The organism is Microbulbifer maximicatervae (SeqCode) (assembly GCF_052467065.1).
This window is the reverse complement of record NZ_CP174299.1, coordinates 2,159,554-2,177,204: the sequence shown is the minus strand read 5'-3', so window position 1 is coordinate 2,177,204 and position 17,651 is coordinate 2,159,554. Positions and strand designations below refer to the sequence as shown.

The window sequence follows — 17,651 nt, the reverse complement described above, 5'->3', positions numbered from 1 at the left end:
TGTAATTCCTCGATTGGGGCGTCTATCAAAAGCGGCACCGGAACATTTCGCTGGCGCCGCAACCACGGTTCCTTACATGCGGAACACGCCGAACTTGGTCTCTTCCGGTTCCTTGTGGCTGGCCGCCGCCAGGCACAGACCGAGCACGCGGCGGGTATCCGCCGGATCGATAACGCCGTCATCCCACAAGCGCGCGGAGGCGTAGTATGGGTGCCCCTGGTGTTCGTAGTTATCCACAATCGGCTGCTTAAACTGGCGCTCTTCCTCTTCGCTCCAGGATTCCCCTCGGGCGGCCATCTGGTCGCGCTTCACCTGGGCCAATACGCCAGCAGCCTGTTCCCCCCCCATAACCGAAATGCGCGCATTGGGCCACATAAACAGGAAGTTGGGATCGTAGGCGCGGCCACACATACCGTAGTTACCGGCGCCGAAAGAGCCGCCGATAAGGATGGTAATTTTGGGCACCTTGGCGGTAGCGACAGCGGTCACCATCTTGGCGCCGTGTTTGGCGATACCGCCCGCCTCGTACTGCTTGCCCACCATGAAACCAGTGATATTTTGCAGGAAAACCAATGGAATCTTGCGCTGCGCGCACAACTCAATAAAGTGCGCGCCCTTCTGCGCACTCTCCGCAAACAGGATGCCGTTGTTGGCAACAATTCCCACCGGGTAGCCCTGGATACGGGCGAAACCGGTTACCAGGGTGGTGCCGTACAACGCTTTAAATTCATCGAACTCAGATCCGTCCACAACCCGCGCGATAATCTCGCGCACGTCAAACGGTTGGCGCGAATCTTTAGGCACCACGCCGTAAATGTCTTCCGGTGGATAAATCGGCTCCACTGGCTTTTGGATATCCAGGCCGGGATTTTTGATGCGGTTCAGGCGCGCTACAGAGCGGCGCGCCAACTGCAACGCATGTACGTCGTTATTGGCGTAGTGATCGGAAACCCCGGAAGTGCGACAGTGCACCTCGGCACCGCCAAGTTCCTCAGCGGAAACTTCTTCACCGGTGGCCGCTTTCACCAGGGGCGGGCCCGCCAGGAAGATGGTGGCCTGCTCTTTCACCATAATGGATTCGTCTGCCATGGCCGGCACATAGGCTCCACCGGCGGTGCAGCTACCCATAACCACCGCGATCTGCGGAATATTCTGTGCAGAGAGATTGGCTTGGTTAAAGAAGATGCGACCGAAGTGCTCACGGTCTGGGAAAACGTCATCTTGGCGCGGCAAATTGGCACCACCGGAATCCACCAGGTAAATGCACGGCAGATTGTTCTGCTCGGCGATGGTCTGCGCGCGCAGGTGTTTTTTTACTGTGAGGGGATAATAGGTTCCACCTTTTACAGTGGCATCGTTAGCCACTATCACACAGGGCTGACCGGAAACGGTGCCGATGCCGGTAATAATACCCGCGGCCGGAACATCCTCACCGTAAACCTCGTGAGCGGCTAGCTGGGAAAATTCCATAAAAGGGCTACCCGGATCGAGCAGCGCATCGATACGGTCCCGTGGCAATAATTTTCCTCGCGCCAGGTGTTTTTCCCTTGCGCGCTCGCCGCCGCCCTGGGCGATGGCTTCCACTTTCTCGCGCAGGTCTGCCACCAGCGCCTGCATCTGCTCGCGGTTTTCGCTAAAGGTGGTATCGCGCGTGTTTATTTTGCTCTGCAACTGATTCATAAAGTCCGATTCACTTTCCCGGAGAAAAGACCTCCACAGGGCGCAGCTTTTTGCCGCAGTGCCCGGCTGGAGACAGCTGCCGCCGGCAGGCGCCGGCGGCGAGAAGAAATGCCCAGCCTTAGCGGGTCTCTTTAAACAGCTCGCGACCAATCAGCATACGGCGCACTTCAGAAGTGCCCGCGCCGATTTCGTAGAGCTTGGCATCGCGCAGCAGACGACCAGTGGCGTACTCGTTGATGTAGCCATTGCCGCCCAGTGTCTGGATAGCCTGCAGGGCCATCTGTGTTGCGCGCTCCGCAGTAAACAGGATTACAGCGGCGGCGTCCTTGCGCGAGTCCTCACCGCGATCACAAGCCCGGGCCACAGCGTACAGGTAAGAGCGGCTGGCATTCAGGTCAGCGTACATATCGGCGATCTTACCCTGCATCAGCTGGAACTCACCGATGGCCTTGCCGAACTGCTTGCGCTCGTGAATATAGGGAACCACCACATCCAGGCAGGCCTGCATAATTCCGACAGGGCCTCCAGAGAGAATCGTGCGCTCGTAGTCGAGACCGCTCATCAATACGCGTACACCGCCGTTCAGTTCACCGAGGATATTTTCTTCCGGCACTTCACAGTCTTCGAACACCAGCTCACAGGTGTTGGAACCGCGCATGCCCAGCTTGTCGAGCTTTTGCGCCTGGGAGAAGCCGGCGAAACCGCGCTCAACGATAAATGCAGTGATACCACCGGAGCTGATACCCGGCTCAGTGCGAGCGTAGATCACGTAGGTATCGGCATCGGGACCGTTGGTGATCCACATTTTATTGCCATTCAAAATAAAGCGATCACCGCGCTTCTCGGCGCGCAGTTGCAGACTTACCACGTCGGAACCGGAGTTGGGTTCACTCATGGCCAAGGCGCCTACATGTTCACCGGAACACAGCTTGGGCAGGTACTTGAGCTTCTGCTCGCGGGTACCATTTTTACGGATCTGGTTTACGCACAGGTTGGAGTGGGCACCGTAGGACAAGCCCACAGAAGCAGAGGCGCGGGAAATCTCTTCCATGGCCACAGCGTGTGCCAGGTAACCCATATTGGAACCGCCGAACTCCTCTTCCACGGTCATGCCCAGCAGACCCAGCTCGCCAAACTTTTTCCACATATCCGCTGGGAACAAGTTGTCTTCATCGATCTGCGCCGCGCGCGGGGCCAGCTCCGCCTGGCAGAACTTGTAAACCATGTCACGGAGCATATCGATGTCTTCACCGAGACCGAAATTCAGGGTTGGGTAGGAGGTGTTCATAACGGCTCCACTGATATTTAAAAATGTCTTTAATTCAAATAACCGCCTTGGCGGCTGTTCAATACCACATGAGGCAACTGCGCCACTCTTGGCGCAGTGCCGAAATCTGTTCAGGAAGCGCTGCTGTCATCGCTTTGCGCCAGGGACTCACGGGCCCTGGATTCAGCTTCATCCAACTCTTCCATCAGGCTTTCGATATCCCGCAGTTGCTGTTGTAACTGCAGACGCTTTTGCGCGATCCGCTCCAATAGACGGTGCAACTGCTCCACATTGCCGTGGGCCGGGTCGTACATATCGATAATTTCGCGGCTCTCATCCAGGGAGAATCCCAGCCGCTTTCCGCGCAGGATCAGCTTCAGGCGCACACGCTCTTCGGGACTATAGACGCGAGTCTGGCCGCGACGCTCCGGATTGAGCAGGCCCTTGTCCTCATAGAAGCGGATGGCGCGAGTAGTGATATCGAACTCCCGCGCCAGCTCGGAAATGCTGTAACTATGGGGCTCAATTTGGCTTGCTTCTGCTTTCATAACGACTTCCTCAAGATGCCATCAAGCCTAGCAAGAGTTTACGTTAACGTAAACGTAAAGCACGCGCCAAAAAAGAACCCTAAGGGACTTCCAGTCACTTAGCCTACGGGGGTCCTGTGGGGAGTAGACTCAGCGCCGAGCAGCTGTTGTAGCTGATTGTTGAGAAGTTTTTGATAGGAAGGGGTTAGGCCGGTCACCTCCAATGCCCAACCGGCACCGTGGTGCTCAATTCGCCCCACCAGGGAACTGTCCTCAAGAAGTTCCGGGTGCAAAAACAAGCCGCGGGACTGGTTGAGTAGCTGATCGGCACAGAAATCCGGACTCTGTGGCTGGGATGGGACTACCGCCAGAGCCAGCTTCAAACCGGTCGCACGGCTAACGCTCTGCATCTCCCGCAGCAATAAACCACAGCAGACTGCGCGGAAGGCCGCATCAGTTCCAGAGAAATCCAGGCCGATCTGTGGCCCGGCGCAACTCAGGGGGGTGGCACCGTATATGCGCTGCAGCAAACGCATACGTCCATCTAGCTCCCGCTGCAAACCCTCCAGGGCGCTGCGACTTAACTGGTTGCCCAACTGCGCCCAGTTGAGGGGGCGAAGATAAAGCCCAACGCAGGGCTCGGTAACTTCAGCTACAGCTTGAGCAGACTCAGTAACTTGTGCGGGCAATTTGCGCTCCCGGGACAAGCTACCGGTAAGAAGGGCCGCAGCTGCACTAAATGGCAGGGCAAAAACGAGGGTCAGCAACAAGCTGGCCCAAGGGAAGGTAACGGAATTACCGGGCTCAAACGCTACGGTAATATTGCCGGCAATACTATCGTGCAAGACCACTGGCTCGGTGATCGTCTCCCCCTCTTTCAGGTCCCCCACTTCGGCCAGGGAATTCGATTCCACATCCTCAATTAAAATGCCGGAAACCATTGGAAGCTCCAGCAGTTGGCGAGCGATCAGCTGTAAGCTGATACGATCCCCGGCCACAATACTCTCCAGGCTCTGCCCCGCGAGAATAGTCGCTGCCGCCTTCGCGGTAACTCTGTCTCGCTCTATCTGGCCGGTGCGCTGCTGACCATAAAAATGCCCCAGTGCCGCCGCACAGAATATTGCCAGTGTTAGCCAGATAACCAATGCCAATAAACGCTGGCGGGCGCGTTTGGACAACTGTGCTAATTGAGCCGGTATTTTGCGAAGAATAGATACAATGGAAACTGACATAAACGGCGGCAGACATCTTGCGTATTGTTTTTTTACTATTGCCCCAGCTGTTTTGGAGCAGCGAGCATTTTAACGATAGGCACCAAAATTGTGCATACCCAATTAATTCCTGAGCGATTGGTAAAGCAGACGGCGAAATAGTTCAATTCAACTCGCACAATTCGAAAAGGAATTTTACTCCCCATTCGAACTGAGCCCATTAAAAACCCTGCTGACCGGCAATCAATGAAATTAAAGCCCGGCAATTTTAGCGAAGAATCTCATAAGAGCTATAATGCGCCGGACATTTAATTCAATCGGGACAGAGCTTATGGGTGATCAAATAAATTCACAGGAATTCCACCTCTCCCTGAAACAGATTTCCCAGGCTTCAGGAAGTGGCACCCTGCGCTACCTGAGCTATCGAGATCAAGTCGCCAAGCTCGGCCTGGAGTATTCCGGTATAGCCCCTTTTCCCGGTGAGGCTACGGACTTTACCCCGCCCCCCGAAGAACCGAGTGCACTTGAAGCCATTTGGTGTATCACCCTGCTGAGCCCCTCTGCCTCCCTATCCCAACTCCAATACCTTCTGCGATTTTTTGATGAACAACAGTGGAGCCTATTCGCCGCTGATACTTTGGCACAAAGACGCGATCGCACCGTTATCCGCTTCCAAATTGATGGCGACCTCGATTTTGACAGCGCGCGCCTGGCCTGCCTTGGAGTGGCCGATGAGTTGGGAGTAGACCTGACAATCCAGGCTTCTGTTACCCAGAGGGTGCCAAAGCTGGCGGGCTTTGATATGGATTCAACCCTCATCGATGCCGAGGTTATCGATGAACTGGCAAAAATTACCGGTATCGGTGATCAGGTCGCCGCCATTACTCAGGCCACAATGGCCGGTGACATGGATTTCTGCGAGAGTTTTAAACGGCGTATGGCCCTGCTAAAAGGGTTTTCAGAGCAGCGTTTGGCAGAAATTGCTCGGGAATTGCCGTTAAAAGAAGGGGCCTATGAATTGCTGGCAGCCTTGCGCGCACTGGGCTGCAAAACGGCACTGCTTTCCGGTGGCTTTACCTACTTCGCGAAATTCCTGCAGCGAGAGCGCCTGCCCCTGGATTATATCCATGCCAATGAACTGACATTTGCCGAAGGGGCCCTCACCGGCGAAGTAGTGGAACCCATTATTGATGGCGATCGCAAACGCAAGTTACTGCAGGAAATTGCCGGAAGCTTAGATTTGGCACTGGAAAGTGTGGTTGCTATGGGTGACGGCGCCAACGATATTCCCATGTTGAATTTAGGGGAGCTGGGTATCGCCATTCACCCCAAGCCCAAGGTGAGGCTACAGGCCCCCCAGGCCATCAATCTGTTTGGCCTGGACGCCGCCCTCTACTTATTTGGTCTCAATGACCAACAAATTGCCAAGCTCGGGGTATAACCCGGCTTAGCTCTTAAAGCATCGCGTGAGGAAAAGGGAAACTCGGCCGCTTGTTGTGATCCGTGCAAGCACTGGGCCCGGGTTTCTGCCCACAACTGGCAAGAAAAAGCCCCAGGACAACTATTAGTAAAGCCCGTTTATACATAGGTGCCTCCCTTCCTGAGTAAAATCTCTGGGCAGCAGAGTACGCAAAGGCAATCCATTTGAACAGCCGTTTAATGATTTTTATGCCAGAAATCTGGCGTATTAATCACGCTATCGTACCAGTTCACTTAGCCATAAAAATAAACTGAAAGAATGCCCATAAAAAATATTTTGTGGAGCAAACTTTAGCATTAGCCAAAGTAGAAAGGAAAAAGAAAGGGTAGAGTTGTCGCAACTCTCATATTGACCTATGGGAATTGCGACAACTGGGAAAAGAGAGCGATTAACTCTCTTTCTTACCGTAAATAACCAGGCTATTTACTTTTACCGTCAGCGGGTGATAACCCACCTTGGCGCGCTCAAAAATGCGCGCAGCCACGTCTTTTTTACCGGTCTCAACCATATTGCGATATAGCGGGCGCAGGAACTTGTTGCGGCCGATACTGGAGAGGAAATTCTCAAGGCGCTCGAAGGCCGGCTCGTAGTCGTTGCGCACTGCGATCATCAGCCAGCTGAAAGCCACTTCGTTATTGCGGGATTCGGTCAGGCCAAAGGCGCCGTCCAATTCCTTCAACTGCGCTTCCGTCAGTTTCTCCGGCATACCATCGAGGAAGTACTTCCACTGGTGGAAAGTCCAACCTTTGGTATCGATATCCTTCGCCGCCAGTTTGCCGTCCAACCACTGTTGACGCACTGGATCCAATTTAGTGAAGGCATCGGATTGCGGATGCGGCGCACCTTCGGGAATACCCGGATCGAAGATCCACTGAAGGATACGATCGCGGTCCAGCTTGTCAGCGTGCTCAACCAACAGGGTCTTGTCGAGATACTTGACGAAGTCCTCGGTGGTGATGCTCTGGAAGGAGAAGTGGTTGAAGTACTCCATCAGGAAGCGGTCAAACGCTTCGCGACCTACTTTCTGCTCCAGCTCATACAGGAATAGGGAGCCTTTCTCGTAGGGAATATTGGAGAAGACTTCATCGGGGTCACGTCCGCGCAGGTCGATCGCCATAATCTCATCGCGGGGCTCTTTATCAGCCAGATCCGCTTGCAGATCGTCATAGCCCAGGGCCATTTCCATCTGGTAGCGCTCATCACCGTAGACGAACTGCATAATGCGGTTAGTCAGGTAGGTGGTGAAACCTTCATTCAGCCAAAGGTCGCGCCAGCTGGCATTGGTCACCAGGTTGCCGGACCAGGAGTGGGCCAGTTCGTGGGCAATCAGGGCTACCAGGCTCTTATCACCGGCGATCACCGTCGGAGTGATAAAGCTAAGCCGCGGGTTTTCCATACCACCGAAGGGGAAGCTGGGTGGCAGAATCAGCAGGTCGTAACGATCCCAGTGGTAGGGGCCATAAGCCTTTTCAGTCACTTCCAGCATGGATTCGGTATCGGCAAACTCCGCCGCTGCAGATTCCAGCATGGAAGGCTCGGCATAGACACCAGTGCGCTCGCCCATGGGCTTGAACTTCAGGTCACCAACCGCCAGGGCAATCAGGTAGGAGGGAATGCGCTGGGGCATCTCAAACTCATAGACGCCATCTTTGGCCGCCTGCGGGTCATTGTTCGCACTCATGACTGCGCGCAGTTCTTTCGGAGTGCGTACAGTGGCGTTGTAAGTGATACGAACTTTCGGGGAGTCCTGCAGTGGAATAAAACTGCGCGCGTGAATCGCCTGGGCCTGGGTAAACAGGAACGGATGCTTTTTACCCGCAGTTTGCTGAGGCTCCAGCCACTGAACGCCGGAGGCGCCCGGCGCTGTACGGTAGCGGATAGTAATGCTGTCGGCATCTTCCGGCAGCTCAATATTCAGCGGAGTGCCCAGGTGACTGTCTTTCTCGCCCATGGAGAATTTTACTGGCGCGCCATTAGCGGATACAGAAACCACTTCCAGTTCGCGGGTATCCAGTACCATCGGCAGGTTCTTGTCGTTGAGACGCTTGAAGTCCAACTTGGCTTCACCTTCAAGAACCTTGCGGGAGAAGTCGACAGTCAGGTCCAGATCCAGGTGCTGAACCTGGTAATCATTGCTGTTGGCAAAAGAGTGGTAATCCACTCCGGACTGGGGCGCTTTTTCAACACCCGGCTTCTTCTCGATCACAGCGGACGCCTTCATCGGCGCGCTCGCACTGTCTAATTCGGCCTTGGAAGGCTCCGACTTGGAACAGCCACCGGCAACGGCAAGGCCGCCAACGATCAGACTGGTACACAGTAAACGGGGCAACATGGGTCTACTCCCTGAGTTCAGCTTTTCAATTTGCGCCACAGGATACCTGACAGAGCGCAGATGAGAAACGATAGGGGACTCTGCACCCGCCGTAAGCGGGCACACCGATCCCCCGCTCGAGCCACAGCTACCGACGGTCATGCCGCGTTTTGCCAATAAACCAGATTAATGTCTCACTTTCGTCGCCTTAGGACGAATTTCATGACTAATAGCAGCGAGGGAAGAAAAATACTGACCGGGAATTAATACATCGTTCACTTTCCAGATTCAGACTGCGGCTCTTTTATAACAAGCACTATAAGGAGAACCCCATGTCTCTGTCCCGGAGGCGGTTTCTACAATTTTCCGGCGCAAGCCTGGCGGCCCTGCCCCTACTGAAAGCCTACGGTTCCGGCCAGGAGCCCTTCCAGCATGGCGTAGCCAGCGGTGACCCCCTGGCAGATCGCGTAATTCTCTGGACCCGTATCACTCCGTCCGCCGATCCAGAATTCCAGTCCATGGTGCCCTACACCTGGCAGGTCGCTCTGGACCCGGAAATGGCCATGGTGGTCAATAGCGGCAGCGGTATTACCGGGCCCGATGTGGACTACACCATCAAAGTGGATGCCAGCGGTCTGCAACCCGGCACCAGTTACTATTACCGCTTCTACTCTAACGGTATCGACTCGCCCATAGGCCGCACCCGCACACTGCCCATCGGCCATGTGGATAAGCTGCGCTTTGCGGTGACCAGCTGCTCCAACTATCCCATGGGTTACTTCAATGTTTACCGGGAAATTGCCCTGCGTGCAGACCTGGATGTGGTACTGCACCTGGGAGATTACATTTACGAGTACGGACCCGGTGGCTACGGTACCGGCACGGGCCTGGGGCGAGAGCCAATCCCCGCCAAGGAAATGGTGGATATCCAGGATTACCGCCTGCGCTACGCCCAGTACCGCTCCGACCCGGATTTACAGGAGGTACACCGCCAACACCCATTTATCTGTGTATGGGACGACCATGAAACCACTAACAACGCATGGGCTGGCGGTGCTGAGAACCACAATGTCCAAGATGGCGAGGGCGACTGGTTTGTACGCCGCTCGGTAGCCAACCAGGCCTACTTCGAGTGGATGCCCATCCGCGATAACGGCATCTTTGATCTATTTGGTGACAGGGCCATCTACCGCAGCTTCCGCTTCGGCAATCTGATGGACCTGATGATGCTGGATACCCGCATCGCCGCGCGCTCCGAGCAGGCCAACTGGTTCGATCAGCAGACCGCCGACGACCCGGAGCGCAGCATCCTCGGTACCCAGCAGGAACAATGGCTGCACAGTAGCCTGACCCAGTCCCAGTCGGATGGCGTACGCTGGCGGGTATTAGGGCAACAAGTAATGATGGCGCAACTCACCCTGGCTCGGGATTTGTCTGTGAATATGGACCAGTGGGATGGTTACACCGCATCCCGCGAGCGCCTGTTCGACCACATTGCCGACAATAATATCGACAATTTTGTCGTCCTCACTGGAGATATCCACAGCTCCTGGGCCTGGGACCTGGTCAGCAATCCTTTCAGTATTTTGAAATACGGGCGCCTGACCGGACGCGGCGCCCTCGGCGGAGAATTTGTCACCCCCGGAGTAACCTCCAGCTTCCTGGACAAATCCCACCTGACGGATGTTGCAGCGATTGCTATGGACGGGTTAATACCACACCTCAAGTGGGTGGAGATCACCCAGCGCGGTTACCTGTTGATGGATGTTTCCCACTCCCGCGCCAAGGCCCACTGGTATCACGTGGATACAGTCACCAGTCAGAATTACAACGCCAGCCTGGCAAGGATCTATAAGCAGGAAGCGGGGCAAAACCATATCCAGCGTGCCTGGAGTGAAAGCACAGCTGATGAGTTGGTACCGGCACCGGCACCGCAGTACGGCGCCCTGGCGCGCAATACCATCGCCGCCCTACGCAGCCGCTACAACGCCTGATTTGCAGACAATAAAAAACCGCACCCCTGTTAAGGCGGTGCGGTTTTTTAAAAAGCTTACAGAGAGAAATTATTCGAGACTGAAATCGAAGTTCATATCCTCCGCCGGCGCCTGCACATAGTACCCCTGAATATAATCAGTACCGGTCTGCCACAAAGTCGGCAGCATACTGGCCTGCTCAATATGGGGCACTATCACCTTGGTATCCGCCTCACCCAAGCGCTGTACCAATCCTGCCAGGGAGTCACTGCTCTCGCCTTCATCCTGGACCTCACGCACGAAGGAAGGATCGATCTTGGCGATATCCACTTTCACATGCTCAAGAGCCTTGAACGGATTGAGTCCGGTGCCGAAATGACAGACCGAAACGCGACAACCCAATTGCTGGACCTGAGTGGTAAAGTCCCGGGCCGCATGCAGGTTGCTGTTGATATCCTCCTGACGCAACTGGAAGATCACCGTTCCCGGCGCCACCTTGGCAGCTTTGAAGGCAACCCCCAACCAGCCGGGTAAGCTGCTGTCCACCAGTGAAGCAGTGGTGATATGCAGCATCAAAGAAATATTCTTGCCCTCAGCCCTGGCGGCTGCGGCGGCCTTGATCGCGGTAATAATTACCCAGCGATCCATTTTCGCCGACAGGCCCGCATCGCCGAGTTCCTGCAGGAAGGCCAGCGGCGCCAGCTCTTCCTTGTCATCGAGCATACGCACCAATACTTCGTACAGTTGCTCGCCAGTTCCCTGCAAACTGAGAATTGGCTGATAAAGCAGCTTCAGGCTGCCGGCCTCCAGGGCCTGAACCACCCGTGCACGATGATAGGTATCGGCGTCGGCACCACCTTCAGTATCCGGCTCGTAGAGCGCAAAATTCCCACCTTTCTTTTCTTCACCCAGAGCCTGCTTGTGAGCAGATAGCGCTTGGTCCAGCACTTGTTGCGCACCGCTGGAGGCCTCACTCATCAGGGAAATACCGATAGAGGCAGTAATTTGCAGGGTTTTGCCATCTGCATCGAAGATGGTGTCGGAAATCTTCTTTAATATATCCTGCGCGCGTTGCTCGATGCTGTCCGGAGTTGTATTCGGGCTGAGCAGGCAAAAGGCATCTTCACTGTACCGGGCCAGGGTATCGCCACTGCGTTGGCAGGACTTGAGTAATTCCCCCATGCCTTTTTGCAGAGCATCGGCACCTGCCACTCCAACAACTTTCAACACTTCATCTTCAAAGCGATCCACTTCTATCAGCATCAGACCGCCAGTATTGTGGGAGTCCGCTGCAGATTTGATGCTGGAATCCAGTACCTGCAGGAAGTGCTGACGGTTGAAAAGCCCGGTCAGCGGATCGCGATTCTTGATATCGCTGAGCTGCGCTTCCAATTGCTCCGTATCACCCCGGCGCGAAGCAATACGCACCTGCAGACAACGCTCATCGTCGTAGGTGGTACTGAGTACTTCTGCGCGTGTGGGCAGGGATTCGCCAGAGGCGGTCTTAGCGGTAAATTTCCACTCTTTCGCCTCCAGCTCATTGTTGTCGATAGCGCAGCTTTTGAGGAATTCACGCCCCTCTTCCTGCTCATTTTCAGCCAGCATATCAATCAGTGGCTGGTATTCGATGTCCTCGCCAGAGTCGTAACCAAAGCGCTCTGCAAGGGAGTCATTGGCGTAGACGATCAAGCCATCAGATATATAAGCGATGGCATCTTTGGAGCTATCGAGTAGCTCCTTGGCACGGTTAAGGGTCGCGTGATAGCGGCGGTCGTGTAGGCGAGCCTGACGGCGATTGGCGAGCGCCCCCAGCTCCCGCTGTATCACAAAGAGAAGGTGTTGGTCTTCATCCACCACTACGACATCGCGGGCTCCGAGCTTCAAACCTTCCACCACGGGTTGGGCACCGGTGCGCTCGGTCAGCATAATTACCGGGACATCTTTTTGCAGCTTGCTGATGGTGCGCAACGCCACTGAGGGGGGCACCTGAGTACTGCTTTCAGCCGCGATCACTAAATCCCAGGTTTTATCCTGGAGCAGGCGGTTAAACACAGCCTCGCTGGCCACATGCTGTGCTCGGTTGGGACGGCCTGCGTTGTGCAGCATACTCACAAGGCGCTGGGCTTCCGACGGGGTATCGTGAATCAGGAGAAGTCGTATTGTGTCGTTGCTACTCATTATTTGCTCTATTTTTTTAATGGCGGCACACAGCTACCGCTGGCGGTAATTTTAGGGGGCGTCAAGGATGGCATACAAGGGTAGATCAAACTGGTACCTGTGATCTAAATCACACAACGCTCCCCTATAAAAGCTTCCGCCTTTCCCATTTGCGAAACCACAGCCGCTAATCAAACTTTCCCAACCTAAGAAGCCCCTGAATACAGCGCTATAAAGCGAAATAGCAGCTGCTGAATAGGTCGACCGGACAACTATATCTGGCACTGGCGTTACGGGGTTAGCCTAGATCAATTTGGCGGTATTTATTCGTCCAACCTATCTCTCTTTATGAAAATCCCTGTCGAATACACAAAGATAACCCATACAGCTATCAGCTGAGGTTTAGCTATGTTCAGCAACTATCGGGGATTTTGATGGGACGCCGGGGATTTCACGCACCAGTTTTGGCACCAGATAACCGGGTAACTGCTGGCGGAGATGTTCGATTAGCTCCAGCGCTTTCGCATCAGAGACTTCAAAATGTGCGGCACCATTTACCCGATCCAGCTGATGCAAATAGTACGGAAGTACTCCTGCTGCAAAGAGGGATTCGCTCAACGCACCCAGCGCCTCGCGACTATCATTGACGCCTTTTAATAGCACCGCCTGGTTGAGCAGGGTGACCCCTGCGCTTCGCAACTTTTGCAGAGACTCCCGCACCTCACTATCAATTTCATTGGCGTGGTTGCAGTGCAACACCAGCACGGGCTTCAAGCGGGAACCGGTAAACCAATCCAACATTTTCTGGTTTACCCGGCTGGGAGTAACTATCGGGAGGCGGCTGTGAATTCGCAGCTTATCCACATGGGGAATCTCGGCCAGCTCATCGGTGAGCCAGGCCAGTTGACGGTCACTCATTACCAAAGGATCACCGCCGCTCAGAATCACTTCGCGCAGCTCAGTGCGCGCGCGAATGTAGTCTAGAGCTGCCAGGCTCTGTCTGCGAGTTAGGTGGTTGTCACCGTAGGGGAATTCACGTCGGAAACAGTAACGACAATTGACCGCACACTGGCCCGCAGTGATCAGCAGTAGGCGCCCGTGGTATTTGTGAACAACTCCAGGCAGAGGGTTAGCTTCTGCCTCTTCAAGAGGGTCTGAACTAAATCCCGGCACTTTCTCCAACTCATCCGCACCGGGTAAAACCTGTAACAACAATGGGTCTTCGGGATCGCCGCAACGCATGCGCCGGACAAAGGGGCGCGGCACGCGCAGGGAAAAGCCAGAAGCTGCTTGCAAGGCCTTCGGGAGCTTACGCGGGTCTAGCTGTAGTAATTGAATCAACTCTGCCGGATCAGTGACCAGATCAGACAACTCATCCTGCCAACAGCGGGATTCCTGTGTGTCGATAAGCTCTATACCGGGGGCCGATGATGACGCCATCATGGAGATACACTACAAAATAAGAGATTGTATCAGATCCCCCACTGCAATCTCCCGCCACCACTGACAGTGATGCCCCACAAAGGGTGCCGTGACCAGGTAGACATGGGAATTCGTACAAACCCATTAGAGAAATGGCATCTGTTTCAGACCCTATCTAGTGAGTTAGTTGAACCCTCAAATCGATTCCCTAGGGAATTACATAAACTGAATTTATTTTTGCAGAAACCCTATAAACATAATCAAAAAATCTTCACCAATCTTCTGTGAAAAAATATCGGATAGTTGGACTGTATCTTTAAGCAACCAGAGCCTTAAGGAGCCTCTGAATAACTCCGTAATGCCTCTGCGGGTCTTGAAGGCTGCAGATGTTAGGCGCAGCTCGCCGCGAATGGCCGTAGCCCTTTGCAAGAGCTGCAACGCAGCAGCTGTGGCCTTCAGGGCTTGCAGAGCGATTCACACTCCGCGTTGCGACTTCTTGAAAGGTCTAGACATTCCTGCGAAGCCGCGCCTTGATTGTGAACCGCTCTGCATGCCAGAGGTATCATGGAGTTATTCAGAGGCTCCTTAACTCTTCTTTACCTGAATTTAGGAGTAGACTCATTATCGGCGAAGCAAGTATTCACTCTACCTACCAATAAAAACCCCTACCCCACAAAACACTCCACTGCAATAAAGAAAATCTACACAGTCGACATTTCCACAGTGAATTCAGGGAGCAAAAAACATTTTCTTTGATAAATCCAACAAGGATAAAGCAAAGCAAAAATTATTTATTAATAAAATTTTTATCACTAGAAAAAACATCTTCCAAAAACCATCAACAAATATCAAAAAATTCATAATTCCCTTATTCACAATAGGGATAATTCGGTGTTAATTTAAACGCCGGCAAAGAAAACCATTTTGTCGACCCCGCCAAAGGCGGGCACTATCAAGAAATAAATAAAACACCTAAAAGGTGTTAAAACAGTAAGTTTAGAATTACAAAAAGGAATTACCCAATGGAAATGCAGCTTGAATTGCTTGAAGCCAATAAAGACCTACTGATTGAGCAAACTCGCGCACATCCTTTCTTGAAGCGTTGCCGTGAAGGCTCCATTACGCTGGACGAATTAAAAATATTTTTGGTTCAACAAGGTATCTACAGTGGATTCTTTGTTAGATATCTCTGTGCAATGATGGCAAACCTCCCGAGTAACCACGAAGTCCTGGAGCTTGCCGAAAATCTAATGGAAGAGCTGGGCCTGGAGCCAGACAGCCCCAAACCCCACGCAGAAATCTATCGCGAAACCCTCGAGCATTTTGGTTTGACCCTGGAAAACGCAGAAGTTTTACCAGGCACTCAGCACCTGATCGATACCATGTTCAAAAACTGTCGGGACCTCAGGGCCAGCGCAGGATTGGGAGCCCTATGCCTGGGAGCCGAAGCCCTGGTACCCGATTTATATACAGATATTGTTGCCGGATTCCGCTCTTGCGGCGTAACCGATGCAGAAATGCAATTTTTCCTGCTGCATATTGAATGTGATGACGGCCATGCAGAAACCATTCGCGATATTATGGTAGATATCGGCTCCAAGGATCCCAGCCAACTGGACATAATGCTCGAAGCCGGGCGCCACCTCGTAGAGGCCCGCTTACAATTCTTCGATTCTATTGAAACCGCCTACCACTCCACTAAACATAAAAAAGCTGAAGCTGTTACAGCTTAATGAGCAAGCACTTATCAACCCACTCACAGGTGTTGTTGGAGAAAGCACGGGCATAGGGAAATGCCACCAACATAAATTCGACAGAGATCGAATCATTTTGAGTTAGGTTTTTAAAAATTATTCTGCGATAAGAAAATAAAAAAGGAAAATTTATTAAATATCGCAGAATTAATATGACTTGCTGTGAGAATTGGAGATAACAATGGCTGAAACACTATCACTGGCAAAAAACGAACTGGTTGAACGAGCCAGTGAAGCAATGAAACAGCACCTCAGCACCCCCGAGTGGTCTCTGAGAGAAAAGCTTGCGCTGACTTGCCGAATTTTATTTAACGATGGCCACGACTCCGGCCTGGCTGGGCAAATTACCGCCCGCGCGGAAAAGCCCGGTACTTATTACACCCAACGCCTGGGCCTCGGCTTCGATGAAATTACCTCATCCAACTTATTGGAGGTCAACGAAGACCTCGAAGTACTGTCCGGAGAGGGCATGGCCAATCCGGCCAATCGCTTTCACTCCTGGATCTACCGGGCGCGCCCCGATGTGAACTGCATCGTGCATACCCACCCCATGCACGTATGTGCGCTTTCCATGCTGGAGCGCCCGCTAAAGATTTCCCATATGGACGCCTGCATGTTGTATGAGGATATTGCCTTCCTCAAAGACTGGCCGGGTGTACCCGTGGGTAACAGCGAGGGCGAGCTGATTTCCGCCGCTATTGGGGACAAGCGCGCAATCCTACTGGGACACCACGGCCTGATTATGGCCTGTCGCTCTGTTGAGGAAGCCTGTGTAATGGCGGTTCAGTGTGAGCGCGCTGCCAAACTGCAAATACTGGCTGAATCCGCCGGCACCATCCAGGATATTGATCCCGAACTGGGCCGCGAAGCCCACGACTGGATCCTCCAGGAAAAACGCACGCAAGCGACTTTTGCTTACTTTGTGCGCCGCATGCAGAGAAAAGGTTATGGCGGCGGGGACGACCCATTAAGTTAAGTGCTTTTGTGCAATGGGCTAAAGCCCATTGCACTGCCGGCTGCCCCAATCATTGCAGCTTGGCTATAACAACCGGAACGCCTCCCCTCCATTTCTCTCTGGTATTCGTTCAAGCTCCCACCCTCCTGTATAATCCCGCTCCATCATGCAGGGCTGGCGGTGAAGTCTCTTTTCCCCAGCCAGACGAGTTACCTGCGGCTACCATTTGTGGCGGAAGCGGAGGGCGTTAGCCCAGCCTTGGCTGGAATCGGCTAGAAACAAAAAACTCGTTAAAAATCATATAGATAAATGACTTAAAGGGCTCTATTTGCTATGGCTAGTTACTCCACTAACGAATTCAAGGGCGGCCTCAAGGTGATGCTGGACGGCGACCCCTGCTCAATCGTGGAAAACGAATTCGTCAAACCTGGTAAGGGCCAGGCTTTCAACCGCGTGAAGCTTCGCAACCTGAAAACCGGTCGCGTATGGGAACGCACCTTCCGCTCCGGTGAAAGCCTGGAAGCGGCGGATGTGATGGATCGCGAAATGGAATACTTGTACAACGATGGCGAGTTTTACCATTTCATGGAGCCCGAGACTTTTGAGCAGCACCAAGCCAGCAGCGATGCTGTGGGCGATGCTTCAAAATGGCTCAAAGAGCAGGATATCTGCACTGTAACCCTGTACAACGGCTCTCCGCTGGCAGTTACTCCGCCCAACCACGTTATCCTGGAAATTACCGATACCGATCCGGGCCTGCGCGGAGACACCGCCCAGGGCGGCACCAAGCCGGCCACTTTGGCTACCGGCGCCGTTGTGAAGGTTCCTCTGTTCCTGGAAATCGGTGAAACCATCAAGGTAGACACCCGCACTGCCGAATACCTGGGCCGTGCCAAGGAAGACTAAGTACCTCC

12 protein-coding genes are annotated in these 17,651 nt (G+C 53.6%); 5 read left to right on the top strand and 7 right to left on the bottom strand.

From position 1 onward, the window contains the following. Positions 1–72 precede the first annotated feature (72 nt). The 4 genes from ACJJI1_RS09565 to ACJJI1_RS09550 all read right to left on the bottom strand — a co-directional run bounded on the left by ACJJI1_RS09565 (position 73) and on the right by ACJJI1_RS09550 (position 4,706). Positions 73–1,680: a carboxyl transferase domain-containing protein gene (locus ACJJI1_RS09565; RefSeq protein WP_444959189.1), complete on the bottom strand. Its 1,608-nt coding sequence runs from the start codon at positions 1,678–1,680 to the stop codon at positions 73–75. Between the two features lie 118 nt (positions 1,681–1,798). Beyond that, a complete protein-coding gene (locus tag ACJJI1_RS09560) occupies positions 1,799–2,968 on the bottom strand; it encodes an isovaleryl-CoA dehydrogenase (protein WP_108731530.1) in 1,170 nt (389 codons plus the stop codon). 110 nt (positions 2,969–3,078) lie between these two features. Further along, the gene (locus ACJJI1_RS09555) at positions 3,079–3,495 is read right to left on the bottom strand and encodes a MerR family transcriptional regulator (RefSeq protein ID WP_444959188.1); all 417 of its coding nucleotides are present in this window, start codon (positions 3,493–3,495) and stop codon (positions 3,079–3,081) included. Positions 3,496–3,593: 98 nt separating this feature from the next. Continuing rightward, on the bottom strand, positions 3,594–4,706 hold the full coding sequence (locus tag ACJJI1_RS09550; protein ID WP_444959187.1) for a hypothetical protein: 1,113 nt from the start codon (positions 4,704–4,706) through the stop codon (positions 3,594–3,596). A 310-nt stretch (positions 4,707–5,016) separates the two neighbouring features. Here ACJJI1_RS09550 and serB point away from each other — a divergent pair, with 310 nt between their 5' ends. Then, positions 5,017–6,126, top strand: coding sequence for a phosphoserine phosphatase SerB (gene serB / locus ACJJI1_RS09545; RefSeq protein ID WP_444959186.1), 1,110 nt, complete (start codon positions 5,017–5,019; stop codon positions 6,124–6,126). Between the two features lie 427 nt (positions 6,127–6,553). On the opposite strand, the gene ACJJI1_RS09540 is transcribed toward serB, so the two are convergent. After that, the gene (locus ACJJI1_RS09540) at positions 6,554–8,497 is read right to left on the bottom strand and encodes a M1 family metallopeptidase (protein WP_444959185.1); all 1,944 of its coding nucleotides are present in this window, start codon (positions 8,495–8,497) and stop codon (positions 6,554–6,556) included. Positions 8,498–8,808: 311 nt separating this feature from the next. Here ACJJI1_RS09540 and ACJJI1_RS09535 point away from each other — a divergent pair, with 311 nt between their 5' ends. Continuing rightward, entirely contained in the window at positions 8,809–10,470 is a 1,662-nt protein-coding gene (locus tag ACJJI1_RS09535) for an alkaline phosphatase D family protein (RefSeq protein ID WP_444959184.1), read from the top strand. Between the two features lie 69 nt (positions 10,471–10,539). Here the strand turns inward: ACJJI1_RS09535 and ACJJI1_RS09530 are convergent, their stop codons facing one another. Together ACJJI1_RS09530 and epmB are read right to left on the bottom strand one after the other, a co-directional pair. Then, positions 10,540–12,627 carry a GGDEF/EAL domain-containing response regulator gene (locus ACJJI1_RS09530; protein WP_444959183.1) on the bottom strand — a complete coding sequence of 696 codons (2,088 nt, stop codon included), beginning with the start codon at positions 12,625–12,627 and terminating at the stop codon, positions 10,540–10,542. Between the two features lie 381 nt (positions 12,628–13,008). Continuing rightward, complete coding sequence (epmB, locus tag ACJJI1_RS09525) at positions 13,009–14,049, bottom strand: EF-P beta-lysylation protein EpmB (RefSeq protein WP_444959182.1); 1,041 nt, start codon at positions 14,047–14,049, stop codon at positions 13,009–13,011. Between the two features lie 1,001 nt (positions 14,050–15,050). Here epmB and ACJJI1_RS09520 point away from each other — a divergent pair. The 3 genes from ACJJI1_RS09520 (at position 15,051) to efp (ending at position 17,643) form a co-directional block, all read left to right on the top strand. Beyond that, the gene (locus ACJJI1_RS09520; RefSeq protein WP_444918856.1) at positions 15,051–15,761 is read left to right on the top strand and encodes an iron-containing redox enzyme family protein; all 711 of its coding nucleotides are present in this window, start codon (positions 15,051–15,053) and stop codon (positions 15,759–15,761) included. A gap of 202 nt (positions 15,762–15,963) precedes the next feature. Then, positions 15,964–16,758 (top strand): aldolase, encoded by a 795-nt coding sequence (locus tag ACJJI1_RS09515; protein WP_444911975.1) that lies wholly within the window; start codon positions 15,964–15,966, stop codon positions 16,756–16,758. Between the two features lie 312 nt (positions 16,759–17,070). Then, complete coding sequence (efp, locus tag ACJJI1_RS09510) at positions 17,071–17,643, top strand: elongation factor P (RefSeq protein ID WP_108731510.1); 573 nt, start codon at positions 17,071–17,073, stop codon at positions 17,641–17,643. Positions 17,644–17,651 lie beyond the last annotated feature (8 nt).